The 25061-nt window shown below is 69.6% G+C and carries 26 protein-coding genes; 16 read left to right on the top strand and 10 right to left on the bottom strand.

The features are described from left to right. Positions 1-81 precede the first annotated feature (81 nt). Positions 82-1245 (bottom strand): GGDEF domain-containing protein, encoded by a 1164-nt coding sequence (locus BM249_RS07875; RefSeq protein WP_091970626.1) that lies wholly within the window; start codon positions 1243-1245, stop codon positions 82-84. Positions 1246-1360: 115 nt separating this feature from the next. Continuing rightward, on the bottom strand, positions 1361-1852 hold the full coding sequence (locus tag BM249_RS07870; protein ID WP_091970625.1) for a MarR family winged helix-turn-helix transcriptional regulator: 492 nt from the start codon (positions 1850-1852) through the stop codon (positions 1361-1363). Between the two features lie 143 nt (positions 1853-1995). On the opposite strand from BM249_RS07870, the gene BM249_RS07865 reads away from it, so the two are divergent. Together BM249_RS07865 and BM249_RS07860 are read left to right on the top strand one after the other, a co-directional pair. After that, positions 1996-2775 carry a DUF1499 domain-containing protein gene (locus BM249_RS07865; protein WP_091970623.1) on the top strand — a complete coding sequence of 260 codons (780 nt, stop codon included), beginning with the start codon at positions 1996-1998 and terminating at the stop codon, positions 2773-2775. 81 nt (positions 2776-2856) lie between these two features. Further along, positions 2857-3519 (top strand): nucleotidyltransferase domain-containing protein, encoded by a 663-nt coding sequence (locus tag BM249_RS07860; RefSeq protein WP_177232360.1) that lies wholly within the window; start codon positions 2857-2859, stop codon positions 3517-3519. Here BM249_RS07860 and BM249_RS21190 read toward each other — a convergent pair. Together BM249_RS21190 and BM249_RS07855 are read right to left on the bottom strand one after the other, a co-directional pair. Next, a complete protein-coding gene (locus BM249_RS21190) occupies positions 3494-4153 on the bottom strand; it encodes a hypothetical protein (protein WP_143103710.1) in 660 nt (219 codons plus the stop codon). The genes BM249_RS07860 and BM249_RS21190 overlap by 26 nt on opposite strands. A gap of 93 nt (positions 4154-4246) precedes the next feature. Then, complete coding sequence (locus tag BM249_RS07855) at positions 4247-5161, bottom strand: MBL fold metallo-hydrolase (protein ID WP_091970622.1); 915 nt, start codon at positions 5159-5161, stop codon at positions 4247-4249. A gap of 191 nt (positions 5162-5352) precedes the next feature. Between BM249_RS07855 and BM249_RS07850 the strand changes: the two genes are divergently transcribed. Further along, the gene (locus BM249_RS07850) at positions 5353-6693 is read left to right on the top strand and encodes an Nramp family divalent metal transporter (protein WP_091970620.1); all 1341 of its coding nucleotides are present in this window, start codon (positions 5353-5355) and stop codon (positions 6691-6693) included. A gap of 141 nt (positions 6694-6834) precedes the next feature. Beyond that, complete coding sequence (locus tag BM249_RS07845; protein ID WP_091970618.1) at positions 6835-8193, top strand: carbohydrate porin; 1359 nt, start codon at positions 6835-6837, stop codon at positions 8191-8193. A 36-nt stretch (positions 8194-8229) separates the two neighbouring features. On the opposite strand, the gene BM249_RS21615 is transcribed toward BM249_RS07845, so the two are convergent. Then, positions 8230-8391 (bottom strand): hypothetical protein, encoded by a 162-nt coding sequence (locus BM249_RS21615; RefSeq protein ID WP_177232359.1) that lies wholly within the window; start codon positions 8389-8391, stop codon positions 8230-8232. 439 nt (positions 8392-8830) lie between these two features. Here BM249_RS21615 and BM249_RS07835 point away from each other — a divergent pair, with 439 nt between their 5' ends. Continuing rightward, positions 8831-9007 (top strand): DUF1328 domain-containing protein, encoded by a 177-nt coding sequence (locus BM249_RS07835; RefSeq protein ID WP_003599466.1) that lies wholly within the window; start codon positions 8831-8833, stop codon positions 9005-9007. Between the two features lie 141 nt (positions 9008-9148). Here the strand turns inward: BM249_RS07835 and BM249_RS07830 are convergent, their stop codons facing one another. Next, positions 9149-9367 (bottom strand): NepR family anti-sigma factor, encoded by a 219-nt coding sequence (locus BM249_RS07830; RefSeq protein ID WP_091970614.1) that lies wholly within the window; start codon positions 9365-9367, stop codon positions 9149-9151. Between the two features lie 185 nt (positions 9368-9552). On the opposite strand from BM249_RS07830, the gene BM249_RS07825 reads away from it, so the two are divergent. Continuing rightward, a complete protein-coding gene (locus tag BM249_RS07825; protein ID WP_091970612.1) occupies positions 9553-10356 on the top strand; it encodes a response regulator in 804 nt (267 codons plus the stop codon). Between the two features lie 973 nt (positions 10357-11329). Here the strand turns inward: BM249_RS07825 and BM249_RS07815 are convergent. Beyond that, a complete protein-coding gene (locus BM249_RS07815; protein WP_056173408.1) occupies positions 11330-11524 on the bottom strand; it encodes a con-10 family general stress protein in 195 nt (64 codons plus the stop codon). A 289-nt stretch (positions 11525-11813) separates the two neighbouring features. Between BM249_RS07815 and BM249_RS07810 the strand changes: the two genes are divergently transcribed. Continuing rightward, positions 11814-12257, top strand: coding sequence for a cyclic nucleotide-binding domain-containing protein (locus BM249_RS07810; RefSeq protein ID WP_091970855.1), 444 nt, complete (start codon positions 11814-11816; stop codon positions 12255-12257). Here BM249_RS07810 and BM249_RS07805 read toward each other — a convergent pair whose 3' ends face one another. Further along, on the bottom strand, positions 12258-12701 hold the full coding sequence (locus BM249_RS07805; RefSeq protein ID WP_091970853.1) for a VOC family protein: 444 nt from the start codon (positions 12699-12701) through the stop codon (positions 12258-12260). It abuts the gene before it with no gap. 190 nt (positions 12702-12891) lie between these two features. Here BM249_RS07805 and BM249_RS07800 point away from each other — a divergent pair, with 190 nt between their 5' ends. The 7 genes from BM249_RS07800 to greA all read left to right on the top strand — a co-directional run bounded on the left by BM249_RS07800 (position 12892) and on the right by greA (position 20346). Continuing rightward, positions 12892-13530 carry a L,D-transpeptidase gene (locus BM249_RS07800; RefSeq protein ID WP_091970851.1) on the top strand — a complete coding sequence of 213 codons (639 nt, stop codon included), beginning with the start codon at positions 12892-12894 and terminating at the stop codon, positions 13528-13530. A gap of 210 nt (positions 13531-13740) precedes the next feature. Then, positions 13741-16446, top strand: coding sequence for a pyruvate, phosphate dikinase (gene ppdK / locus BM249_RS07795; RefSeq protein ID WP_091970608.1), 2706 nt, complete (start codon positions 13741-13743; stop codon positions 16444-16446). 177 nt (positions 16447-16623) lie between these two features. Beyond that, positions 16624-16878 (top strand): hypothetical protein, encoded by a 255-nt coding sequence (locus tag BM249_RS07790; RefSeq protein WP_091970606.1) that lies wholly within the window; start codon positions 16624-16626, stop codon positions 16876-16878. A gap of 140 nt (positions 16879-17018) precedes the next feature. Next, on the top strand, positions 17019-17966 hold the full coding sequence (locus tag BM249_RS07785) for a cell wall hydrolase (RefSeq protein ID WP_425284804.1): 948 nt from the start codon (positions 17019-17021) through the stop codon (positions 17964-17966). Positions 17967-18156: 190 nt separating this feature from the next. Further along, the gene (locus BM249_RS07780; protein ID WP_091970602.1) at positions 18157-18768 is read left to right on the top strand and encodes a hypothetical protein; all 612 of its coding nucleotides are present in this window, start codon (positions 18157-18159) and stop codon (positions 18766-18768) included. A 92-nt stretch (positions 18769-18860) separates the two neighbouring features. Continuing rightward, complete coding sequence (gene acuI / locus BM249_RS07775; protein WP_091970849.1) at positions 18861-19847, top strand: acrylyl-CoA reductase (NADPH); 987 nt, start codon at positions 18861-18863, stop codon at positions 19845-19847. Between the two features lie 37 nt (positions 19848-19884). Next, positions 19885-20346, top strand: coding sequence for a transcription elongation factor GreA (gene greA, locus BM249_RS07770; protein WP_091970600.1), 462 nt, complete (start codon positions 19885-19887; stop codon positions 20344-20346). A 7-nt stretch (positions 20347-20353) separates the two neighbouring features. Here the strand turns inward: greA and BM249_RS07765 are convergent, their stop codons facing one another. Next, a complete protein-coding gene (locus tag BM249_RS07765) occupies positions 20354-21232 on the bottom strand; it encodes a LysR family transcriptional regulator (protein ID WP_091970847.1) in 879 nt (292 codons plus the stop codon). Positions 21233-21357: 125 nt separating this feature from the next. On the opposite strand from BM249_RS07765, the gene wrbA reads away from it, so the two are divergent. Then, positions 21358-21957, top strand: coding sequence for an NAD(P)H:quinone oxidoreductase (gene wrbA / locus BM249_RS07760; RefSeq protein ID WP_091970598.1), 600 nt, complete (start codon positions 21358-21360; stop codon positions 21955-21957). 128 nt (positions 21958-22085) lie between these two features. Here the strand turns inward: wrbA and BM249_RS07755 are convergent, their stop codons facing one another. Continuing rightward, positions 22086-23063, bottom strand: a complete 978-nt coding sequence (locus tag BM249_RS07755) for an L-threonylcarbamoyladenylate synthase (protein ID WP_091970595.1) — start codon at positions 23061-23063, stop codon at positions 22086-22088. 203 nt (positions 23064-23266) lie between these two features. Here BM249_RS07755 and BM249_RS07750 point away from each other — a divergent pair, with 203 nt between their 5' ends. After that, complete coding sequence (locus BM249_RS07750) at positions 23267-25018, top strand: acyl-CoA dehydrogenase (RefSeq protein WP_091970593.1); 1752 nt, start codon at positions 23267-23269, stop codon at positions 25016-25018. The last annotated feature ends 43 nt before the right edge of the window (positions 25019-25061 follow it).

Genomic DNA, 25061 nt, shown 5'->3' with positions numbered 1-25061 from the left:
CTTCAGCCGTGTCTGGGAAAATTGATGCCAAAACAAAAGCCTCGTGCTCTGGCGCAGGAACGAAGTGATTGCGTCACAGCACTAGGCCGCGGCCGACACCCGATTCGGCTGCGCGCTCTCGATGCGGTTCCGGCCGAGGCGCTTGGCCCGATACAGGGCGCCGTCGGCGCTCGCGAGCATCCCGGAGAGGTCGCGGCAATCGGGGGCCGCGAGGCCGATACTGACGGTGGCGCGGATGCCGGGACCGTCCGACCGGACGGCGGCGGCCGCGAAAAGGCTGGCGATCCCGGAGGCGCGGCGGAGCGCTTCCTCGGCGTCGCAATCCGGCAGGAGGGCGGCGAACTCCTCGCCCCCCAGCCGCACCGGCAGGGCGTCCGCTCCCGCCTCGTCGCGCAGGATCCGCGCGAACAGCGCCAGGATGTCGTCGCCGACGGCATGGCCATGGCGATCGTTGATCGCCTTGAAGTGATCGAGGTCGAAGGCGAGGAGGGACACGGGTCGGCCGGCCCGATCCGCGAGGATGCGGTTGCCCTGCGAGAAAAGGGCGTGCCGGTTCGCGAGCCCGGTCAATTGATCGGTCTGCGACAGGCGCAGGAGTTGCCGCTTCTCCTCCTCGCGGACGAGCGCGAGAAACGACATCGGCATCGCCACCGAATACAAGACGGCCTCGGTCATCGTCGCCTTGGCGATGGCGGACAGCATGTCCGGCCCGTACCACTGGGCCAGGACGGGGGAGAGGAAGGCGCGGCCGAGGTAGAACATGGCGTGGGCGCCCGAGATCGCGACGGCGAGGGGCCGGGAGCGAAGTCCCTGGACCGCGCGGCTGCGCAGGAGCGTCCACGCCGTCAGGCCGCTGGCGAGGGCGATGGGCAGGGCCGCGACATGGTTCCAGAACGCGGCCGGGGCCTGCGTGCCCAGGACCACCCAGACGACGGCGATGACGCCGAGGGCCACGGCCGATGCGCGGACGTGGCGCCGGCCATCGAGTCCGGCCGCGGCGTTGAGGACCAGAAGATAGCCCGACATCATCAGGACGTTGGTGGCTCCCATGCCGAGGGTCATGGGAAACCGGCTTCGATTCATCGCGACGATGCAGCCGAGAATGAACGCCAACAACCCCCCGGACAGAATTGCGAGCACGTCGGCGCGCCCCGGATGCGCCTGCCGCTCCCAGAGGAGAAGCAACGCCGACACGGTCAGCGTTCCGACGGTCAAATACCAGAGGGTCTGGAGATCGATTTGCATGTCTCTGCCTGTCCTGGGCGAGAAACTACAGGACCACGGTCACCGAATTCATTACGCGGGCGCGCCGACGGCTCGGCATGGTTCGCGCCCGGTTAAGCGTCGTCGTTCCCGGCCCTCAGGCCACGTCGTCCGCATCCGCCCGCGCCACGTCCCGCCAGCGCTGCACCAAACCCTCGAACGCCGCAATATCCTCGGGGGCGAGGCGGCCGAGGGTGCGGGTGACGTAGGCTTTCTGCGCCGCGATGCCGCGCGCGGCAAGGGCGGTGCCGGCGGGAGTGAGGTGCAGGGCGTGGGAGCGCCGATCCCCGGGAATCGCCCGGCGCTCGACCCAGCCGGCCTCCACGAGGCGGTCGACCAACCCCGAAACGTTGCCCTTCGTGACGTAGAGCCGGGCCGCGAGGTCCTGCTGGGTCAGCCCTTCGCGCTCGGTGAGGGTCGAGAGGGCATCGAATTGCGGAATCGACAGGCCGAGCCCCCGCAATTCGCCGGCCATGGCGGCGGTGACGCGGCGGTTGAGGCGGATGAAGCGGAACCAGACCCGGAGCGGGTCCGAGCCCTCGGCCTCGGGCAGCCTCGCCTCGGATCGGTCGGGGGCGGTCACGCTCATGATCCTGCCGCTATAGCAGAACCCCGGCGCGGCGTAAGCACGGGTGGCGCGCCGTGCCCGCGCCCGGTAAAGCTCGGGCGTCCGCCGGGGGCGCCCCGCACGGCCATGGGCAGCCTGCCCGACAGGGATCGTCCTTAAAGCCCATGCGTCGTCTGCCCTTCGAGGACCCCGTGACCCGCGCCGGTCCACTCGCCCGCACGGTGGCCGTCCTCGCCCTCCTCGTCACCCTGTTCGCCGTGGTGCTGGTGCGCGATCCGCGCGCGGAGGCCGGCCCGGCCCTGGCCACCCTCGGGGCGGGGCTGGCCCTGGCCCTCGTCGCCGTGGCGCTGGCCCTGTTCGCCTTCGTGCGGGTCTGGCGCGAGGGCGCGCGCGGCCTCGGGGCGGCCGTCCTCGGCCTGGTCCTCGCCTGCGCGCTCCTCGCCTACCCGGCCTTCGTGGGCCTGCGGGCCCTCGGCCAGCCGGCGCTGACGGACGTGTCCACCGATCTCGACAATCCACCGGCCTTCTCGCGCTCGCGCGCGGCCTTCGCGGCGCGGGACGGGCACTACACCCCCGAGCCCGGCCCGCCGGCGCGGACGGGCCAGCGCGCGGCCTATCCGCAGGTCGCTCCCCTGACCCTCGACCTCGACGCCGACATGGCCTTCGAGCTCGCCCGCAAGGCGGCGGTGAACCGGCGCTGGCAGATCGTCGAGGCGATCCGGCCCGGCGGCCGCATCGGCAACGGCCGCATCGAGGCGGTGTCACGGAGCCTCATCCTCAACCTTGCCGACGACGTCACCGTCCGGGTGCATCCGCGCGGCGACGGCGCCCGCATCGACGTCCGCTCGGCCTCCCGCCTCGGCGGCCACGATTTCGGCGCCAACGCCGACCGCATCCGGGCCTATCTCGACGAGGTCGCCAACCTCGCCATCGCGGTGAAGTAGCGTTTTGGGGGGCAAGGTCCGACCGGCGCGGCGGCGCTTGCACGGTCTGATCTTTCACATCTGCGTCCAGCGGATCTTGCGATGATCCCCCTCGACGACGATGCCTGGGATGCGTGGTCTCCCGACGAACTCCACCAGCGCCTCCGGGAAGCGACCTCGCCCTGGTACGTCGCGGGCGGATGGGCCTTGGACGTTTGGCATGGCGAGGCCACGCGCGCGCACGAAGACCTGGAGTTCGTCGCTCTTCGCGAGGACGCAAACGCTGTCCGCGCGCTTCTGCCGGAGCTGGATTTCTTCACCGTCAAGGACGGGGCCTTCGCATTTCTCCCCCCGTCATCGAACCTGCCGGACGATGTCTGGCAGCTCTGGGGGGCGGACCGGCGACACGGGTGCTGGCGCGTGGACCTGATGCTGGAGCCGGGAACGCCGGACCTTTGGATCTACAAGCGCGATCGGACGATCCGGATACCCCGCGCCGAGGCCGTTCGGAGGGGCGGAACCGGCATTCCGCACCTCGCCCCGGCCCTCGTCATGCTGTTCAAGGCCAAGTATGAAAGGGACAAGGATCAGGCGGATTTCGATCTTTTCCTCCGGCGATCCTCGGCGGAAGAGAAGGACCGATTGCTCGCCTTGCTGCGGACCTTGCATCCCGAACATAAGTGGAATGGGAGCCTGACGAAGGATCGACAGGACGGCGGCCCGATCGCGCTGTCGCCCCCTACCGCCTCAAACCCGGAAAGCTGATCTGCGGGCGAGCCGCGCGCCCGGCCGCCGCTTTCTTGATCCGATCGGCTTCACACAAGTGCCGCGCTGCTTCTGGCGTATCGGGCGAGCAGAACCAGCGTTCCTCGAAGCTCCAGTCCTTGGTGCATGAGAAGTCCGTCGAATCGGACGAACCGGACGAACCGGGCACCATGGCGCGGCGCGTGCAAATTCCCGCCGACACGTCATCGTCGGTGAACGTCGGCTCACACCAGTTCACGCCGTTGTAATAGCGCGAGCACGAGAGGTGGAGCACGGCTTCGTCGACGACCTTGCACTGGACAGAGCGGCGTCGACACGCACTGTCGTCATGGGGATGGCAGGTTGCGTCTTCCCAAACCTCGTTGCGTGAGCAGGTGGAGCAACCATCGGTCCAGCGAAGGCAGAAATTGTTGGTCCAGGCGGAAGCCAATCCCTGGCGGTCCCCGTCGATCGACGGATTGACCTGTTCGCTCTCCGGGGGATCGGGTCTCGGATCCGTTCCGGACCCGACGATCGCAACGCCACCGGCGAATTGCGCCTGAGCGTGGACGCCTCCGGTCCCATACGGCGACGCGATCATCGAGATTGCGAGAAACGCCGAAACGATCAGTCTTTGATGGACTCGCGCTGGCACCGCATCGTCCCCTGCCGCAACCCCGATCGGCGACCGGTCATGCAACCATGGATGCTAGACCGCTAACATTCGGTTCACGCGAGAGTTTTGTACCTATGCCGGCGCGTAGCGTCCCTCCAGGCGCGGCGGCCCGTCGCTGACGATCACGCCGCGCTCCACCAGATCCTCCAGATGGGCGAAGACCGAGAGGGCGGCGGCGCCGTGCAGGGCCGGGTTCAGGCCCTGGTAGATCGCCGCCACGATGGCGCGGACATCGCGGTCGCCCGCCTCGATCCGGCCCCGGATCGAAGACTCGCGCTGGCGGCGATGGGCGGCGAGGCCGCGCACGAACCGGCGCGGATCGCGCACCGGGCCACCGTGCCCGGGCCAATACACCGTCTCGTCGCGCTCCCGCAGCTTGTCGAGGGACGCGAGATAGGCGCGCATGGAGCCGTCGGGCGGCGCCACGATACTCGTGGACCACGCCATGACGTGATCGCCCGAGAACAGGGCCGCTTCCTCGGGGAGCGCGAAGGCGAGGTGGTTCATGGTGTGGCCCGGCGTCTCCAAAGCCACCAGGGTCCAGCCGTCGCCCGCGAGCGTGTCGCCCTCCCGCATGAGCCGGTCGGGCGCGTGGGCCCGGTCGGCGCTGGCGTCGAGGTGCGGAAACTCGCCCTCCGTCAGTTCACGGGCCGCACGGTGCGGGCCGCAGCCGACGATGGGCGCCCCCGTGCGGGCCTGGAGCAGGCGCGCCCCCGGCGAATGATCGCGGTGGGTGTGGGTGACGACGATCGCCGTCACCCGCTCGCCCGGCAGGGAGGCCAGCAGGGCCTCGACGTGATCGGACGCCTCCGGCCCCGGATCGATCACCGCGACGGCGCCCGTTCCGACGACGTACGTGCAGGTGCCGCTCGCCGTGAACGGGCTGGCATTGGGGCAGACGCGACGCCGGATCAGGGGCGACAGCCGCACGGTCTCGCCGCTGGGGGGGAGGGCGGCGTCGAGATCCGGTGGGGCGGGGGCGCTCATGCGGGGTGCTCGTGCTCGGTCGCGTCGGCAGGCCCGGGGACATGCGCGGATCGGCCCAGCCCCTAAGCCATCGACCGGCCTGCGACAACGCCCGGCGAATGAAGCCTTTTATTTTCATTATAGCCGATGCTATATCTCACCCATCGAAGCTGGGGCGTTGGTGTGGCCTCGCCGGGGGATCGTTCGGGCCGATGGGACATGAGGAACGGGCGTGGCGCGTGGCCCGCGACACACGGGAGCAGCCGAGCCTCGGCTCCCTGAACGGCAGCGTGCCCGTGCGGCAGACGGGCTCCTGGCTGCGGCGGCTGCTGGGCTTCCTCGGGCCGGGCTACATGATCTCGGTGGGCTACATGGACCCGGGCAACTGGGCGACCGACATCGCCGGCGGCGCCCGGTTCGGCTACACCCTCCTCTGCGTCATCCTGCTCTCGAACCTCATGGCCATCGTGCTGCAGGCGCTCTCGGCGCGGCTGGGCATCGCCACGGGCCGCGACCTCGCCCAGGCGTGCCGCGACCACTATTCGCGCCCCGTGGGCTTCGTCCTATGGCTGGCCTGCGAGGCGGCGATCATCGCCTGCGACCTCGCCGAGGTCATCGGCACCGCCATCGCCCTGAAACTCCTGTTCGGCATCCCCCTGGTTGTCGGGGCGCTCATCACGGCGCTGGACGTCTTCCTCATCCTGCTGCTGATGCGGCGGGGTTTCCGGGCGCTCGAAGCCTTCGTGATGGCGTTGCTCGGCGTGATCTTCGTGTGCTTCGGCATCCAGATCGCCCTGGCGCATCCACCGCTGCACGCCGTGCTGGCCGGCTTCCTGCCGACGCCCGAGGTGGTGACCAACCCGGCCGCCCTCTACATCGCAATCGGGATCATCGGCGCGACGGTGATGCCGCACAACCTCTACCTCCACTCCTCCATCGTGCAGACGCGCGCCTACCCGCGCACCGATACGGGTCGGCGCGAGGCCCTGCGCTTCGCCGTGGCCGATTCCACCATCGCGCTGATGCTGGCCCTGTTCGTCAACGCCGCGATCCTGATCCTGGCGGCGTCGGTGTTCCACGCCCATGGCCGCACGGACGTGGAGGAGATCGAGCAAGCCTACGAGTTGCTGTCGCCGCTCCTCGGGGCCGGCATCGCCTCGACCCTGTTCGCCACGGCGCTCCTGGCCTCGGGCCTCAACTCCACCGTCACGGCGACCCTCGCGGGCCAGATCGTGATGGAGGGTTTTCTGCGGCTGCGCATCCCCGACTGGGCGCGGCGCCTCATCACCCGTGGCCTCGCCATCGTGCCGGTGGTGGCGGTGACGGCCCTCTACGGCGAGGCCGGTACCGCCCGGCTCCTCGTGCTCAGCCAGGTCGTGCTCTCGATGCAGTTGCCCTTCGCGGTGATCCCCCTGGTCCGGTTCGTGTCCGACCGGGGCAAGATGGGCGCCCTCGTCATCCCGGGCTGGCTCGCGATCCTGTCCTGGGCCATCGCCGGCCTCATCGTCGTGCTGAACCTGAAGCTCCTCGTCGACACGGTGACGGGCGCCTGATCCCGCCGCGCGGGGCCTGACGAACCCGCGCCGACACCGCCGTCCCAGACTCCACCAGACGGACCCGGTTCTCCGACCGGGCGCCGACGGCTGCCGCACGCCCAAATTATAGCCTAGGCTAAATTGTTCAGGAGAGGCTCTATGCCGCCAGCGTCATTCCGGATTTTCGTCGCCGCCTGTCTTGTCCTGGCGCTCGCCGCCGGGAAGGCGGCCGGCGCCGAACCGGAGGGTCCGCTCCCGGTCTCCATCGGCGCGGCCCTCGGCCCATTCGCCGATCCCGGCGGCGTGCGCGCCGCCCTGCGGGCGCGGGGAATCGACCTGACCCTCCTGTCGACCCATGAGGTGCTGGGCAATCCGAAGGGCGGCCTCCGCACCGGGCCGATCTACGCCGGAAAAAGCGAAGCGATCCTGTCGGTGGATCTCGACCGTTGGGCGGGCTTGTCCGGGTTCACCGCCTTCGCCAACGCGTTCCGGATCGACGACACCGGGGGCTTGCGCGATCGCAGCTTCCGGCGGCTCGTCACCGTGAGCAACATCGAGGCTGCCTCCACCACGCGCCTGTCGGAACTCTGGCTCGAACGCCGCTGGGCCTCGGGGGTAGCCCTCCGGGTCGGGCAGCTCGCGGCGGATGGGGAGTTCTTCGCCTCCGAGACGGGCAAACCGTTCTTGAGCAACGATTGGCCCACCATCACGGGCGCCAACCTGCCGAGCGGCGGCCCGGCCTATCCCCTGGCCACGCCGGGCCTGCGCCTGCGCTACGATCCGATGCCCCACCTCTCGGGGCTCCTCGCCGTGTTCAACGGCGATCCGGGCGACCAGGGCATGACCAACCGGCACGGGACGAATTTTCGTCTGACCGATCCGCCCCTGGTGATGGCCGAATTGCAGACGCGGTGGAATCAGGATGCGGACGCACCCGGCCTCGCGGGCAGCCTCAAGCTCGGAGGCTACCGGCATGTCGGGCCGGCGGCGCATCTGCGCTTCGACGCCGAGGGCCTGCGCCTCGGCGATCCGGCGAGCCTGGGATCGGCGCGGCGTCTGCGCGGCACCGGCGGCCTCTACGCGGTGATGGATCAGCAACTCTACCGCCCCGAGGGGGGCGGACCGGCGAGCGGGATTTCGGTCTATGCCCGACTCGCGGGCAGCCCCTCCGACCGCAACCTCATCGACCTCTGGGCGGATGGGGGACTCGTCGTCGCCGGTCTGGTGCCGGGACGACCGGACGACCTGTTCGGTCTGAGCGTCATCTACGCCCGGATCGGCGCGGCGGCCCGCGGCTTCGACCGCGACCGGCTGACCTTCGGCGGCGGCGGCTTCGTCCGAACGGCGGAGGCGAGTCTCGAACTCTCGTATCAGATGCAGGTGGCGCCCGGCTGGACGGTTCAGCCGGATATCCAATGCGTGTTCAATCCGGGCGGCGGGATCGAAAATCCGTCGAAACCCGGAGCGCATCTCGACGGCGGATATGTCTTCGGACTCAGATCGACGGCACTTTACTGAAGTGCCGGCCCCCGATTGGGACCAGCTTGCCCGCCCTCACGGCCGACGGCGCGTCTGCCGAACCCGGACGGGCACGAGCTGCGGCGCGGGTGCCGCCCCCTCGACCAGGGCACCGAGACCGCGGGATACGGCGTCTCCCACCGTACCCACCGCCTTCACGAGCCGCCGCACGAGCGATCCGATGGGCGATTCCTTCATCACGGGCTCCTCGATCAACGACGGACAACGAACGCGACCCGGGACGGGCCGGTTCCTGCACCGGTTAAGGAAGACATAACGAGTGCCGGTGTGGCTGCGCAGGGTCGAACGTCAATCCGCCGCACCTTCGCGCCACCGGGACATGACGCGCAAAAGCCATGCCCCCCGGGACATTGCCCCGGTCCGACACCCGCGTGCCCCCACGCGGTGTCAGCGTCCCGGGAAATCTGACAGCCCCGGCGTCCCCTGGCAAGGACAGGCCGGGTTCCCCGGCCGAGGATGGTTGCCGGATTAGGATCGCGGCGAACCCGCGCGAGGAATCGTCGTGCCGAGCCCCCATTCGACGAACGCTGGGGCGGAACCGGGGTGAAAACTTGGCGTTATCGCTGCAATGAGGTCGCAGCCGACGCTGCGCCGGTCTTTCGAAGGATAGAGTCAGATGCTGGGTTGGGCCGTTACTTTCCTCGTCGTCGCTCTCGTGGCCGCTCTGCTCGGATTCGGCGGCATCGCCGGCACCGCCATGGAAGCCGCCAAGCTCGTCTTCTTCGTCGCCATCGTGCTGTTCGCCATCTCGGCCGTCATCGGCCTGATGCGCGGCCGTTCGCCGACCCTGTAAGGACGATCCTCGACGGGCGGGCCGTGTGGTCCGCCCACCGAGCCGGCCCCTTCGAGGGGCCGGAGACGGCACGAACAGGAAGAGGGCCGCCCGGCGGCCCTCTTCCTGTTCGTGTTTTCGCGATTGACGCCATCCGGCGCCTCAGGACGCCGGATCGTCCGACGGCGTGGCTTCGAGTTGAGCGATGAGATCGCGAAACCGATCCGGCACGGGCTGCTCGACGATCTGATCGTAGAGCGCCCTCAGGTGAAGTCCGATGCGTTTCTGCGTGTGATCGCTCAATCCCCGGCCACGGGTCTCCTCCTTGGCACGCAGGGCCGTCTCCCCCGGCGGGGAACCGCCCTCGTCGTGGTCTGTCATCCGTTCTTCCCCTCGATGCCGCACGGGCATCGCCGCAATTGTTTTGCGGCCCGACTTAGGCCATGGCTGCACCTGCAACGCCGATGTGAACAGTCGGTTCCCGCAGCGCGGAACGCAGCCCTTTATCCCGCGTTGTGGCGGAACGGCCAAGAGGCGGCCCAGAACGGCAAAGCCAAGGGGATAGTATGTCGACAGCCCAACTCGTGGTGCAGCACCTGCCGTATCTGCGCCGCTACGCGCGGGCGCTCACGGGCAGCCAGGTCGCGGGCGATGCCTACGTCGCCGCCACCCTCGAGACACTCGTCAACGAGCCGGAGACCCTCGGCCGCAGCGCCAACGTCAAGGCCGACCTCTTCCGCGTCTTTACGCGCATCTGGAATTCCCTCTCGGTGAACGGCCAGAGCGAGCAAGTGCAGCACGACCTGCCGGCGGAAGTGCGCCTCGGCCAGATCACGCCGCTGCCGCGCCAAGCCTTCCTGCTCTCCTGCCTCGAGGGCTTCTCGGAGGAGGATGCGGCGATCATCCTCGATGTCGATGTCAGCGAAGTCCGCGACCTCGTCGACGAGGCGGGCCGCGAACTCGCCGCCGACATGGCCACCGAGATCCTCATCATCGAGGACGAGCCCCTCATCGCCATGGACCTCGAAGCCCTGGTGGAGGGCCTCGGACACAACGTCATCGGGGTCGCCCGCACGCGGACGGAGGCGATCAAGATCGCCTCCGAGGGCACGCGCCCCGGCTTGATCCTCGCCGATATCCAGCTCGCCGATGGCAGCTCGGGCCTCGACGCCGTGAACGACCTGCTGAAGACCTTCGAGGTGCCGGTGATCTTCATCACAGCCTATCCGGAGCGATTCCTCACGGGCGAGCGTCCGGAGCCGGCCTTCCTCATCGCCAAGCCGTTCCAGCCCGCCAACGTCTCGGCTGTGATCAGCCAGGCGCTGTTCTTCCAGCAGAGCGCCCGCCGCCGGGATGTGAAGTCGGCCTAACCCCCTTCGGTCCTCCTGGATCGACCCGAGGCCCCGGCATCGCCGGGGCCTTTTTCATGCGGCCCGGGCCACGAAAAAACGGGCCGGAGCGCAAGCTCCAGCCCGTCGATGAGGTTCCGGCCTGTTCACAAGGGGATTGCGGGGGAGGACCAGACGGCCGGGTGATGGAACAACGGTTTCGCGGTCACGCCGTTCCAACCGAGGCCCGAGGAGCTCCGATTTTTCGCAATTTGATGCTTTTTCGCCACGCCCCGCCGTGCGGGACGATGGCCAGATCCGTCAAATCCTAATGATTTTCGATACGATCATTATTGTGTTTGCCCATTTCGAAACAGTCGAGGAACCGTCAAGGTCTGACGGCGTTGTTATGACATCCTGTCAAGCTCCTTTTGGGAGACAACGACGATGTTTCGGTCGGGCTTCCTCCTCAGCATCAGCGGACCCGCAGCCCTCCTGACCATCTTGGTCCAACCGACGGTACAACAGACCGCCGATCACTGGCTCGGCGCGACCGCCGCGCCGATGGCGCGGCAAGCCGCGCTTCCCGGACAGCGCGTCGCCTCGACGGCGATCAGCCCGATCCGTCTCGCCTCCATCGCACGCCCCGTGAATCGTGCGAACTCCACGGCTTCGAACCAGCCGGCGCGTACTGCGAGCGAGAAAGAGACCCCGAAGGTGCGTCGCCTCATGCGCGAAGGCTGTGAAGGTGCCATCAGCTCCCTCGCTGGCCCCGAGGCCCGGCGCATGTTGCCGGGGCGGTGCATCTCGTAAACGCAAACAGCCCCCTTACCGAAGGGGTTAGCACTCAGCCCAGCGCGACCGGCATGAGACCATCCTGATCCCGTGGCCCTCCAAGGAGCGCCAAAGCATCCCATCAACGCAAACAGGCCCCCTCCAACCCGGAAGGGGCCTGTTCGGTTCTCAAGACCGCAAGAGGGCGCGCCGAGGCTCCGAGAGCCTCGGCGCCCACCCGTCAATCCTCGCCGGGACGACCCGTTCCCGTCGACTGACCGCCCTTGCGTCCGGCCGACGAAGCCAGCTCACGATCCTGGGAAAACGAGCGCTTCTCGGCCGGCACACTGCGCCCACCCTTGCTCGCGATCTCCCGCTGCCGCTCCAGATCCATCGAGGCAAAGCCCCGCTTCGAGGTGGAGTTCGATGCCATCAGCGCCTCCTCAAAATTGCTCTCACTGCCAAGACAACCTTCACCAATATCGATGGTTCCTTGGCGAAGATCGCCGCAAATGGAAGCCCGACGGACAAGCGTGGCTATAGCATCGGGGTGAATTTCCGTTACCGTACCGAGACTGCCGGCGACACACGGTCGTCGGCGATTCGCTTCCTCACGATTGGTTCCAACCGCTCCGTGCCGCAGGGAGCACCGGATCTGAACAATTCGTGCGCGCGCAACCCGAATGGGCTATGAGTTCCGGCATGACGTGCACGATGACCGGCCGATGACCCTCGAGACCGAAGTCTCGTCCCTCCGACAGGTCCCCCTGTTCCGGGGCGTCGAGCCCTCGCGCCTGAAGCTCCTCGCCTTCACGAGCGAGCGGGTGCATTTCGAAGCCGGCCAGGCCCTGTTCGCCCGGGGCGACGCGGCGGACGCCGCCTACCTCCTCCTGGAAGGCGAGGCGGAAGTGTCCATCGACGGGCCGCAGGGGCGGTTTCGTCTGGCGCTGCTCGGCGCCAACGCCCTCCTGGGCGAAATGGGAATCCTCGCCGAACAGCCGCGCTCGGCCACGGTGACGGCCCTGACGACCCTCACGGCGCTGCGCATCGACCGTACGGTCTTCCTCGAACTCCTGGCGCAGTTCCCACAGATCGGCATCGCGGTCCTGCGCGAACTCGCCCTGCGCCTCGAACAGACGAATCAGCAGCTCGCCCAGAGCCAGGGCTGATCACACCTCCGGATAGGTGATGAATTCCAGCAGCGATCCGTCGGGATCGCGGAAATAGACGCTGACGCCCGCCCCCGCCGCGCCATTGCGCTCCACGGGACCGAGTTCCACCGCCACGCCCTGCGCCGCGAGGTGCGCCGTCGCCCCCTCGATGGGACCGGACCAGCGGAAACACAGGTCGCTGTTGCCCGGCAACACGGGCTTGGCGGCGAGCGGCGCCGCCGTCACGCCGGGACCGTGGACGTTGAGTTGTACCCCGCCGAAGCGGAACGCGGCGCCCACGGGACGCGCGATGATCTCGGCCCCGAGGACGTCGCGGTAGAACGCGATCGACCGATCCCAGTCCGAGACGTGGATGACGCAATGGTCGAGGTGAATCGCGGGCGCCAGTTCCCGCAGCACGTCTTCCACCTCGGGAACCGGAAGCGTCTCGGTGTCGGGCATGGCCATCCTCGTTCGCGTCTTCTCCTGATGTGGCCCTGACCACGGCCGGATCAACATCACCCGGACGACGCCCGGATCGCCGCTCGGCGGCACCTGCGGCGGGAAAGAGACACCCGTCGGCCGTCGAAGGGGCTAATCAGGACACCGAAACGGCCACCATCGGTCCGATCCCGCCCTCGTGGAGCCCGCCATGCCGATCCGCAACGCCATCCTCGGCCTGGTCCTCATCGCCCCCCTGGCCGCCTGCAACGCGCGCGGGCCGGTCAACGTCGCGGCCGAGGACGCCGCCTGGTACACCGGCACCCTGCCGGACAAGCCGTTCGACGTGCCCCTCGTCGACAAGACGCGCCTCGATCCGAAATATCGCCGTCAGGTGGTGCGTTACACCGGCCCCGAGAAGCCCGGCACCATCGTGGTCGACATCGATAACCGCCTCATCGCCCTGGTGCAGGAGGACGGCACCGCCCTCCAGTACGGCGTCGGCGTCGGCAAGGCGGGGTTCTCGTGGAAGGGCGAGGCCCGGATCGCCCGCAAGGGGGTGTGGCCCGATTGGAGCCCGACCCCCACCATGGTGTCCCTCAACCCCGACCTGCCGCGCACCCGCAAGGGCGGCCTCGACAATCCCCTCGGCGCCCGCGCACTCTACCTCTATCAGGGCAACCGCGACACCCTGTTCCGCATCCACGGCACCAACGAGCCCTGGAGCATCGGCGAGCAATTGTCGTCGGGCTGCGTGCGGATGCTCAACGAGGACATCGTCGACCTCTACGAGCGCGTCCCCGTGGGCACCCAGGTTCTGGTCAAGCGCAACGGCAAGTATCGGGCCTGAGGTCCGGCGTGCCCCCGGCGGGGCCTTGGACCGGGTCGGCACGGCCGCTTTTGAGCCGGCGCAACGCCGGAGGGTGACAACACTCGCAATCCGTCATGTCCGCACAGGCTGGCCGCCCCGTTCACCTTGCGTTGCAGCAAGAGATGGTCCAACCCGCCGGTACGATGGGCGCGCGCTGCGCGATGTCCTCCAGCAACCGGGCGGATCACGATGGGCAAGTGGGTCTATTCCTTCGGGGACGGCAAGGCGGAGGGCGAGTCCTCCATGCGCAACCTGCTCGGCGGCAAGGGCGCGAACCTCGCCGAGATGTCGAATCTCGGCCTGCCGGTCCCGCCCGGCTTCACCATCACGACGGAAGTCTGCACCGCTTACTATGACAACGGCCGCACCTATCCGGCGGAACTGAAGGAACAGGTCGCCGCCGCCCTGGCGGCCGTGGGCCGGCTGACCGGGCGCGGCTTCGGCGATCCGAAGACTCCGCTCCTCGTCTCCGTCCGCTCGGGCGCCCGCGCCTCCATGCCCGGCATGATGGACACGGTGCTCAACCTCGGCCTCAACGACGTCACCGTCGAGGCCCTGGCGGAGGGCGCCGGAGATCCGCGCTTCGCCTACGATTCCTACCGCCGCTTCATCACCATGTATTCCAACGTGGTGCTGGGCGTGGAGCACCACGCCTTCGAGGAGGCCTTGGAGCACTACAAGGACGAGAAGGGCGTCAGCCTCGATACGGAACTCGGCGCCGAGGATTGGAAGCACCTCGTCGGCAAGTACAAGGCCATCGTGAAGGCCGAGCACGGCTCGGACTTCCCGCAGGGCGCCGAGGACCAGCTCTGGGGTGCCATCGGGGCGGTGTTCGATTCGTGGATGATCCCCCGCGCCAAGAAGTACCGCGAGCTGAACGGCATCCCGGAGAGTTGGGGCACGGCCGTGAACGTCCAGGCCATGGTGTTCGGCAACATGGGCGAGACCTCGGCCACCGGCGTCGCCTTCACCCGCAACCCCTCCACGGGTGAGCGCGCCCTCTACGGCGAATTCCTCATCAACGCGCAAGGCGAGGACGTGGTGGCGGGCATCCGCACGCCGCAGGACATCACCGAGAAGGCCCGCATCGAAGCGAAATCCGACCGCCCCTCCATGGAGAAGGCGATGCCGGAATCCTACGCCGAGCTGGTGCGGATCTACGGCCTCCTCGAGACCCATTACCGCGACATGCAGGACATGGAATTCACCATCGAGAGCGGCAAGCTCTGGATGCTCCAGACCCGCAACGGCAAGCGCACGGCCAAGGCGGCCCTGCGCATCGCCGTCGACCTCGCGGCGGAGGGCCTGATCACCCAGGAGGAGGCCATCGGCCGCATCGAGCCGGCGGCCCTCGACCAGCTGCTCCACCCGACCATCGATCCGAAAGCCGAGCGCAAGGTCATCGCCTCGGGCCTGCCCGCCTCGCCGGGCGCGGCCACGGGCGAGATCGTATTCAATTCCGAGGATGCCGAGGCCGCCCGCAAGGCCGAGCGCAAGTGTATCCTCGTGCGCATCGAGACCTCGCCGGAGGACATCCACGGGATGCACGCCTCCGAGGGCATCCTCACCACGCGCGGCGGCATGACGAGCCACGCGGCCGTGGTGGCCCGCGGCATGGGCAAGCCCTGCGTCTCCGGCGCCGGCACCGTCCGGGTCGATTACAAGGCCGGCACCCTGACGGTGGCCGGCACGGTCCTGAAAGCCGGCGACAAGATCACCATCGACGGCTCGACGGGCCAGGTGCTGCTCGGCGAGGTGGCGATGCTGGAGCCGTCCCTGTCGGGCGAGTTCGCCACCCTGATGGGCTGGGCCGACAAGGTCCGCACCATGAAGGTGCGCACCAACGCCGACACCCCGACCGACGCGCGGGCCGCCCGCAACTTCGGCGCCGAGGGCATCGGCCTGTGCCGCACGGAGCACATGTTCTTCGAGGGCGACCGCATCGTCGCGGTGCGCGAGATGATCCTGGCCGACGACGCGGAAGGGCGCCGCTCGGCGCTCGCAAAGATCCTGCCCTATCAGCGCCAGGACTTCGCGGAGCTGTTCACGATCATGTCGGGCCTGCCCGTCACGATCCGCCTGCTCGATCCGCCGCTGCACGAATTCCTGCCGCACACGGATGCGGAGGTTCAGGATGTCGCCACCAGCATGGGTGTTTCGGAGGACAAGCTGCGCCGCCGGATGACGGAGCTGCACGAGTTCAACCCCATGCTCGGCTTCCGCGGCTGCCGCCTCGCCATCGCCTTCCCGGAGATCGCCGAAATGCAGGCCCGCGCCATCTTCGAGGCCGCCGTCCAGGCCGCCAAGGAGACCGGCGCCCCGGTGACGCCGGAAGTGATGGTGCCGCTGGTGTTCACCCAACGGGAGTTCGACATCGTCAAGGCGCGCATCGACGCCATGGCGAAGGCCGTCTCGGAGGAGACCGGCAGCAGCGTCGCCTATCAGGTCGGCACCATGATCGAGCTGCCCCGCGCGGCGCTGCGGGCCGGCGACATCGCCCGGACGGCGGAGTTCTTCTCCTTCGGCACCAACGACCTGACCCAGACGGCCCTCGGCATCTCCCGCGACGACGCGGCGACCTTCCTCGGGGCCTATACCCAGAAGGGGATTCTGGCCGCCGATCCGTTCATCTCCATCGATCAGGAGGGCGTGGGCGAGCTCGTACGCATCGGCGTCGAGCGCGGCCGGGCCGTGCGCCCGGACATCAAGCTCGGCATCTGCGGCGAGCATGGCGGCGATCCGGCCTCCATCGGCTTCTGCCAGGAGGTCGGTCTCGACTACGTGTCGTGCTCGCCCTACCGCGTGCCGATCGCCCGCCTCGCCGCCGCCCAGGCGGCTCTGGCGTCCCGCGACGGCGCCAAGGATGCCGGCAACACCGGGCGCAAGGACGCCTGAGACACGTCCGTCCCGGGCGCTCCCCGCCGCTCGGGACGGACATGGCGAAATCCGTTCAACAAATTGTCGGAAACACGGCGAACCGATTTCGTTCCGGCACGTTCGATGCTAGTGCCACTCCATTGCGCGATACGTCCGGCTCACTGGAGTGGCTGCCTTCGCGTGGGAACGCCGGCCATGATCGATACGACGCCCACCCCCCTGTTCCTCAACGAAAATCCCGCTGCCGTCCCGATCCCGAAAGCCGTCCAGCAGGCATATGTCTGGGCCTTCGGCGGTCTCGCGACGCTGGCGCTCCTCGTCGTCGCCGTCGCCACCCAGAGCAACGCCGACGCGGCCCGGATCACCGGCCTGCGGGAGGGCGGCGCCTCGGCGCCCGCTACCCTGGTGAACGCCTTCGCCGTCGCCCACGGGCGCCCCGGCGCATTCTGAACCGACGGCGGCGGAACGGCCTTAACCGCTCCGCAACCATGCCACGCGATCATACTCCGGTCGGCGGCCGAACACGGGAACCCATAAGGGCACCGTGAACGGCGGGCCGCTGTGGTGTTGTGTAGCGTGAGTCGGTGAGCGTGGGCACGAAACGGGTACGACGCGATTCGAGCCTGCGTTGGCTCAGCGCCGCCATGGCGCCCTGGGCCGCCGGCATGGGCCTCCTGGTGTCCTTCACGGCGAGCGCCGGCACGGGGGCCTCGTACCCCGTCGCGCGCACCGCGCAGATCGGGACACCGGCCGTCCCCCTCATGGGCGCCCGGATCGGCACGGCCGGATCGGCGGATGCCGCCGCCGCGCTCCTCCTCGCCGGCCTGTCCGGCGCGATCCTTCCCGGCGCCGCCGCGTGGACGCCGGACCTCGATCCCGAGGCCGGCTGGGTTCCGCCGCGGACGGGGGAGGGGATCGTCGAGACCGACGACGGTGCGACCCCGGCGATTCCCCGCGCCGTCGCCCTGTCCTCCACCACCCCGGCCCCCGCCGACGCCACTCCCGTGGAAGTCGCCGCCGCGAGCCTCGTGATCCCCGGCTTCTCGCCGCGCCACGATGGCGGAGCGCCCGCCGCCTCCATCCCCGAGGTCGCCCGCCACCGCTATGCCGACCTCATCGAACCGGACGCCCTCGACCGCGAACAGCGCTGCCTCGCCGAGGCCGTGTATTTCGAGGCCCGCAGCGAGCCCGAGGAGGGCCAGGCCGCCGTGGCGCAGGTGGTGCTGAACCGCGTGAAAAGCGGGCTCTACCCCACCAATGTCTGCGGCGTGGTCTACCAGAACCGGCACCGCTACATGGGCTGCCAGTTCTCCTTCGCCTGCGAGGGCAAGTCCCTGCGCATCACCGATGGCCCGTCCTGGCAGACGGCCACCCGCATCGCCAACGCGGTGATCGAGGGACGGACCTACCTCAGCGAGGTCGGCGGGGCGACGCATTACCATGCCGATTACGTGAAGCCCGGCTGGTCGCGGCGCCTGCGCAAGATGGATGTCATCGGCCGGCACATCTTCTATCAACTCAAGCGCGGGCAGACCTGAATCCCCATCGGTTCCCCGCGCCTTTACGTAAGTAGCGCAAGATCTAAGTAGTCCTAAGCTTGGGTTAATTTTACCCTGAGTCTGAATCCGGCTTGCTCGGGCCGCAACAAAGCTGCCTCTGATACGTCGAGATGTGCGCCCGGTCACGGCGCCCGTTTCACGGTATCCGCGTCCAGCCCGAGGAAGCCCCATGACCGCGCCGGTCACCCGACTCATCTCCGCCGCCACCTTCGCCATCGCCGGCGCCGTCCTGTCCGCCGCCACCGCCCAGGCGGGCGGCTGCGGCGGCGCCGAGTGCTACCGCTACGTCGCGACCCCGCCGGTCTACGGCGCCGTCAACGAGCAGGTCCTCGTGCGTCCCGCCGAGACGGTCTACCGCACGGTGCCGCCCGTCTACGAAACCGTGTCCGAGCGCGTCCTCGTCAGCCCCGGCGGCCGGGTCTGGCAGACCCGCCGCGATGCCTATGGCGAACTCGTCGGGTGCTGGGTGGACGTGCCGCCGCAATACACCGTGCGCAGCCGCCGCGTCCTGGTGCAACCGGCCCAGACCATCCCGGAGACGATCCCGCCAGCATACGCCAATGTCCGCCGCCGCGTCCTCGTTCAGCCGGCCCGCGCCGGCTGGGTTCCGGCCGGGCACCGTCCTGTCGGCTACGGCGTCGGCTACGCGCCGCGCTACAATGCCGGCTACGGCCCACGCATCGGCTCCCTGCCGGACGCCTTCGGGATCACCGGCGCCAGCTCGGCCGATATCGGCGTCGGCCTCGGCTTCTCCTCCGGCAGCATCTACGACGGCTATTGAGGGCCGCGTCGTTCCGGCCGGGCACACCGGCCGGGACGCTTGATTCCCGCGTCTCCCGCCGTACCTTCCCGAACGGGTGACGGGAGATGTCGATGGGCCGGTTCAGGGCATGGGTGGTCGACAAGACCGCGACGGGGCAATCCCTGACCTTCGGCGAGCGCGACGACGCCGACCTCATGGACGGCGACGTCACCGTCCGGGTCACCCACAGCACGGTGAACTACAAGGACGGTCTCGCCCTCACGGGTCGCTCGCCCATCGTGCGCCGGTTCCCGATGATCCCGGGCATCGATTTCGCAGGAGTGGTCGAGACCTCGACCCACCCCGACTACGCCCCCGGCGACGGCGTGATCCTCACGGGCTGGGGTGTCGGCGAATCGCATTTCGGTGGATATGCCGAGCGGGCGCGGGTGAAGGGCGATTGGCTCGTGCCCCTGCCCGAGGGCTTGAGCGGCGCCGAAGCCATGGCCATCGGCACCGCCGGCTACACGGCGATGCTCTGCCTCATGGCCCTCGAACATCACGGCGTCCGCCCGGAGGACGGCCCGGCCCTGGTCACGGGCGCTTCGGGCGGGGTCGGCTCCGTGGCGGTGGCGCTCCTGGCGCGGGCCGGTTGGCGGGTCATCGCCGCCACCGGCCGGGCGACGGAGGCGGATTATCTGTTCGGCCTCGGCGCCAACGAACTCCTCGACCGGGCGAGCCTGGCGCAGGCCGGCAAGCCCCTCGCCAAGGAACGCTGGGCGGCGGCCGTGGACGTCGTCGGCTCCCACACCCTCGCCAACGTCCTGGCCGGGACCAAGGCCGACGGGGCGGTCGCGGCCTGCGGCCTCGCGCAGGGCATGGATCTCCCGGCCTCCGTGGCGCCGTTCATCCTGCGCGGCGTGTCGCTCCTCGGCATCAACAGCGTGACGACGCCCCAGCCGAAGCGCCGGGCGGCCTGGGACCGCCTGGCCCGCGACCTCGACCGCGAGGCGCTCGCCGCCATGACCACGACGGTTCCCCTCTCGGAGGTCGACGGCGTCGCCGAGACCATCCTGGCCGGGGATGTGCGCGGCCGTACGGTGGTGACCGTTTCGTGAGCGGAACCGCACACGGGGTCGGCGCATTGCTGGTTTCATGAGCAGAGCATTCGTCAAAGAACCCGAAGGCGGCGAAGCCTTCGAGGACCTTCCCGATCGTCCGATCTCCGAGCACCCGAATTTCGTGACCCCCGAGGGGTTGGCGCAGATCGAAGCGGAAGTCGCGCGCCTGCGCGACGCGTTCTCGGCCCTGACGCCGGACGCCAAGGCGGACGAAGCCCGGATCACCCGCGACCTCGCCTACTGGACGGCGCGCCTCGGCTCCGCCCAACTCGTGGAGGTCGAGCCCGGCGACGTCGTGCGGTTCGGGTCCACCGTGACCATTCTGCGCGCGGACGACAGCCGTCAGACCTTCCGCATCGTCGGCGAGGACGAGGCCGACCCGGCCAAGGGCAGCATCGCCTATGTCTCGCCCCTGGCCCGGGCGCTGACGGGCAAGGGCGTTGGCGACGCCGTGGAGGTGAACGGCCAGGAGATCGAGATCGTCGAGACGAGGTAGCTCGCCGTCACCGGGGAATCGTCGTGCCCTCGATCCGGGGGCGCAGGGCCGCGATCTCCTCCGCCATGAAATCCATGAACGCCCGCACCCGTGCCGAATGGCGCAGATCCGGGTGGGTGAGGAGCCAGAGACCGGCGCCGAGTTCGGGCTCCAGGCCCGACAGCCGGATGAGGCCGGGGCGGCCATCCGCCGACCAGCAGGGCAGGGGGCCGATGCCGAGCCCGGCTTCCACGGCCTCGCGCAGGCCAAGCACCGTGTTGAGGGTGAGGACGACGCGCTCGCCGGCGCCCCGGTTCTCGCAGAACCGAGTGAAACGCCCGGCCGCGACCCCGTCGCTCGGCACCACCCAGGGGCATTCGTCCAGCTTCGAACCGGCGAGATCCGCCCGGCCGTAGAGCGCCCACGCGATGGTGGCGAGGCGGCGCCCCACCAGGGTCGCGGGCGGGGCGTCGCTGGCGCGCAGGGCCACGTCGGCGTCGCGGCGGGAGAGGTTCAGGGCCTCTTCCGCCACCACCATGTGGAGGCGCAGGCCCGGATAGGTTCGCGTGAAGCGCCCCAGCGCCGGCATCAGCATGTCGGCGACGAGGCTCGCCGGGGCGGTGATCCGCAACTCACCGACGGGATTGCGGTCCTGTCCCGCGAGTTCGCGGGTGAAGCGTTCGACGTCGCCGGCCATGCGGGCGGCCGCCGCCATCATGGCGAGACCCGCCGCCGTCGGCACGTAGCCGGCCCGGTGACGGTCGAACAGGGCGGTGTCGAGGTTCGCTTCGATCCCGGCGAGGCGGCGGAACGCCGTCGAGGGGTTGATGCCGAGACGCTCGGCCGCCCGCGTCAGTCCACCGGCCTCCGCCACGGCGCGCACGAGGCGAAAGTCGTCCCAATCCATGGCCGCCATGCCTTGCGAAATTGCAAGATCGCTCTTGCACGACAGGGCATTTTCGCAAAGCCGTTTCCGGGCGATAAGGCGACACGAACCCCGGTTCGGGGCGTGATTTGCGAGGAGACGACGCGATGACCAAGGTTCTGGTGCTGTACTATTCGTCGTGGGGCCACGTGGAGAAGATGGCCGAGGCCGTCGCCGAGGGTGCGCGCGAGACGGGCGCCGAGGTCACGATCAAGCGCGTGCCCGAGCTGGTGCCGGAAGAGGTCGCCCGGCAGTCGCATTACAAGCTCGATCAGGCCGCCCCCATCGCCACCGTGGACGAGTTGCCGGGCTACGACGCCATCATCTTCGGCACGCCGACCCGCTACGGCAACATGGCAGCGCAGATGAAGCAGTTCATCGACCAGACCGGCGGCCTGTGGGCCAAGGGCGCCCTCGTGGGCAAGGTCGGCTCGGCCTTCACCTCGACGGCGAGCCAGCATGGCGGCCAGGAGACCACGCTGACGAGCTTCCACACGGTGCTGCTGCACCACGGCATGGTGGTGGTGGGCCTGCCCTACGCGTTCCAGGGTCAGATGGGCGTCGATGAGGTGAAGGGCGGCTCGCCCTACGGCGCCACGACCTTGGCCGACGGCGACGGCTCGCGCCAGCCGAGCGCCACGGATCTGGCCGGCGCCCGCTTTCAGGGCCGCCACGTCGCCGGGATCGCGGCCAAGCTCGCGGGCTGAGCGCCCAAGAAAAAAGGCTCGGATCGCTCCGAGCCTTGAAAGGCGAAAGGCCATTGGGGGCTGAACTGGCCTTCGAGCCGGGAAAACGGCCCATCCGCCGAAGAGTTCCCAAACGTTTTGAAAAAGTTTCAGCGGGGCGCGGCGGCCCGGCGCAGGCGGTCGTTGATCGCCTCGCCGAGGCCGCCCCGCGGGATCGGCGCGACGGCGATGGTCTCGGCCCCCGAGGCATCGAGCAGCCGCAGGGCGGAGAACAGGTTCGCGGCGGCCTCCGCGAGGTTTCCCGTCGGGCTGAGATCGAACACCGCCGGAGCCTCCGTGGCCTCGGGCACGCCGCCGAAGCGTAGGACCGCCTCTGCGAACACTGCGGTTGTGGCATCGAGGCGCACGCGGGCGCGGGGGGCATAATGCGAGGCGAGCAGCCCCGGCCCGATGGGGGCCGCCGCATTCTCCGCCTCGACCCCCGCGAGGGCGTAGCCCAGCACCCGCTCCAGTTCGGCCCGCGTCACCCCGCCCGGCCGCAGGAGGCGCGGCGGGCCGCCGAGGCAGGCCACCACCGTCGATTCGACCCCCACGGGGGCGGTGCCGCCGTCGAGAACCGCATCGATCCGCCCGTCGAGATCGGCCAGCACATGGGCCGCGCAGGTGGGGCTGACCCGGCCCGAGCGATTGGCCGAGGGCGCCGCCACGGGGCGGCCGACGCGGGCCAGGAGATCGCGCGCGATGGCGTTTCCCGGCACCCGCAGGGCCACGCTCGCGAGGCCGGCGCGGGCGAGGTCGCACACCGTGCAGGCGGGACCGGCCGGGACCACCAGGGTGAGGGGGCCGGGCCAGAACGCCCCGGCGAGGCGGGACGCCGCGTCGTCGAACACGCCCTGCGCCTTGGCCGCGGCGGTCTCGGCCAGATGCGCGATGAGGGGATTGAAGCTCGGCCGCTCCTTCGCCGCGTAGATGCGGGCCACGGCGACCGGATCGGAGGCGTCGGCCCCGAGGCCGTAGACCGTCTCCGTGGGGAACGCGACGGTGCGCCCCGCCGAGAGCAGCCGCGCCGCCTCGGCGAGGCCGTCGGCATCGGGCACTAGGCGCAGGCTTGACCCGAGATCGTTCATATCTAAACTATCTCCGGAACCGCTGCGGCGACCGCCCTGATTCTTCCCACCGGAGAGGGCTTAAGTCGTTGCATGGTCGAAGCTTAAGGCCCCCCGGCGTCACGCTTGGGGGTGCTCTAGCGCCGGGGCCGCCCTTACGTCAAACAGGGATCGAAGCGCGCGAAGAGAAGCGCGACACCAGAAAACGGTTCTGAGGGAGCCCCATGACCTACCGTGCCCCGGTCTCCGACATGCTGTTCGCCCTGCGCCACGTCGCCGGGCTCGATGCGGTGCTCGGCGACGACCTCACCCCCGACGATGCCCGCACCATTCTGGAGGAGGCCGCCCGCGTGGCGGACGGGGTCATCGCCCCCCTGAACCGGATCGGCGACCGCCACGGGACGCCGTTCGCGGACGGCGCCGTCACGACGCCCCCCGGTTGGAAGGAGGCGTATCGGACCTGGATCGAAGGCGGTTGGAACGGCCTCTCGGCCGATCCCGAGCATGGCGGGCAGGGCCTGCCGCTCCTCCTCAACGCCGCCTGCACGGAGATGTGGAACGGCGCCAGCATCGCCTTCGGCCTGTGCCCCCTGCTCACGGCCGGCGGCATCGAGGCCCTGGCCCAGCACGGCTCGGACGACCTGAAGACGCGCTACCTCGGCAAGCTCGTCTCGGGCGAGTGGACCGCTACCATGAACCTGACGGAGCCGCAGGCCGGCTCCGACCTCGCCCTCCTGCGCAGCCGCGCCGAGCCCATGGGCGACGGCCGCTACCGCATCGTCGGCGCCAAGATCTACATCACGTATGGCGAGCACGACCTGTCCGATAACATCGTCCACCTCGTCCTCGCCCGCCTGAAGGATGCGCCCGCCGGCACCCGCGGCATCTCGCTGTTCCTCGTGCCGAAGGTGCTGCCCGACGGCAGCCGCAACGACCTGCGGTGCTCGGGGCTGGAGCACAAGCTCGGCATCCACGGCTCGCCGACCTGCTCCATGGCCTTCGGCGACGCGGGCGGCGCCATCGGCTGGCTCATCGGCGAGGAGAACCGGGGCCTCGCCTGCATGTTCACGATGATGAACTCGGCCCGGCTCAATGTCGGCCTGCAGGGCGTCGGCATCGCCGAGCGGGCGACGCAGGCGGCGCTGGCCTATGCCCGTGAGCGCCGCCAGGGCAAGGCGCCGGGGGCGCAGGCCACCAGCGCCATCGTCGAGCACGCCGACGTGCAGCGCATGCTGCTCGCCATGAAGTCCTATACGGCGGCGTCGCGCGGCATCTGTTACCTCACGGCCGCCGCCCTCGACGCGGCGCATGGCCCGGAGGGGCAGGCGGCCCATGACCGCGCCTCGCTCCTCACTCCCGTCGCCAAGGCGTTCTCCACGGACATCGCCAACGAGGTCACGTCGCTCGGCGTGCAGGTCCATGGCGGCATGGGCTTCGTCGAGGAGACGGGCGCCGCCCAGCACATGCGCGATGCCCGCATCCTCGGGATCTACGAGGGCACCAACGGCATCCAGGCCATCGACCTCGTCACCCGCAAGCTGCCGCTGCGGGACGGCGCCACGGTGCGGGCGCAGATCGCGTCGCAGCGCCGGGTGGCCGAGGGCCTGCTCAAGGACGCCGACCCGGCCTACGGCCAGATGGGCGCGCGCCTGCGCGCCGGCATCGAAGCCCTCGACCGGGCGACGAGCTTCCAGCTCCGGGCGCTGACGTCCAACCGGCCCGAGGCGGCGCTGGCCGGAGCGAGCCCGTACCTACGCCTGTTCGGCCTCGTCCAGGGCGCGGCCTGCCTCGCCCAGGCCGCGCGCGCGGCGCGGGCCGCCCTCCAGGCCGGCGACACCGATCCGGCCCACGCGGCCCGCATCGCCCTGGCGCGGTTCTTCGCCGAGAACGAGCTGACGGCGGCGGCCGGCCTCGCCGACAGCGTGATGGACGGTGGCGCCTTCACCGAAACGGCGGCCCTTGCGCTGGCGGGGTGACCGAGAAACCCCTCTCCCGCAGGGGAGAGGGGGATAGGCGGCG

Origin of the sequence: Methylobacterium gossipiicola (assembly GCF_900113485.1) — a bacterium.
Classification (GTDB): domain Bacteria; phylum Pseudomonadota; class Alphaproteobacteria; order Rhizobiales; family Beijerinckiaceae; genus Methylobacterium; species Methylobacterium gossipiicola.
This window is presented reverse-complemented; position numbering and strand designations above follow the sequence as displayed.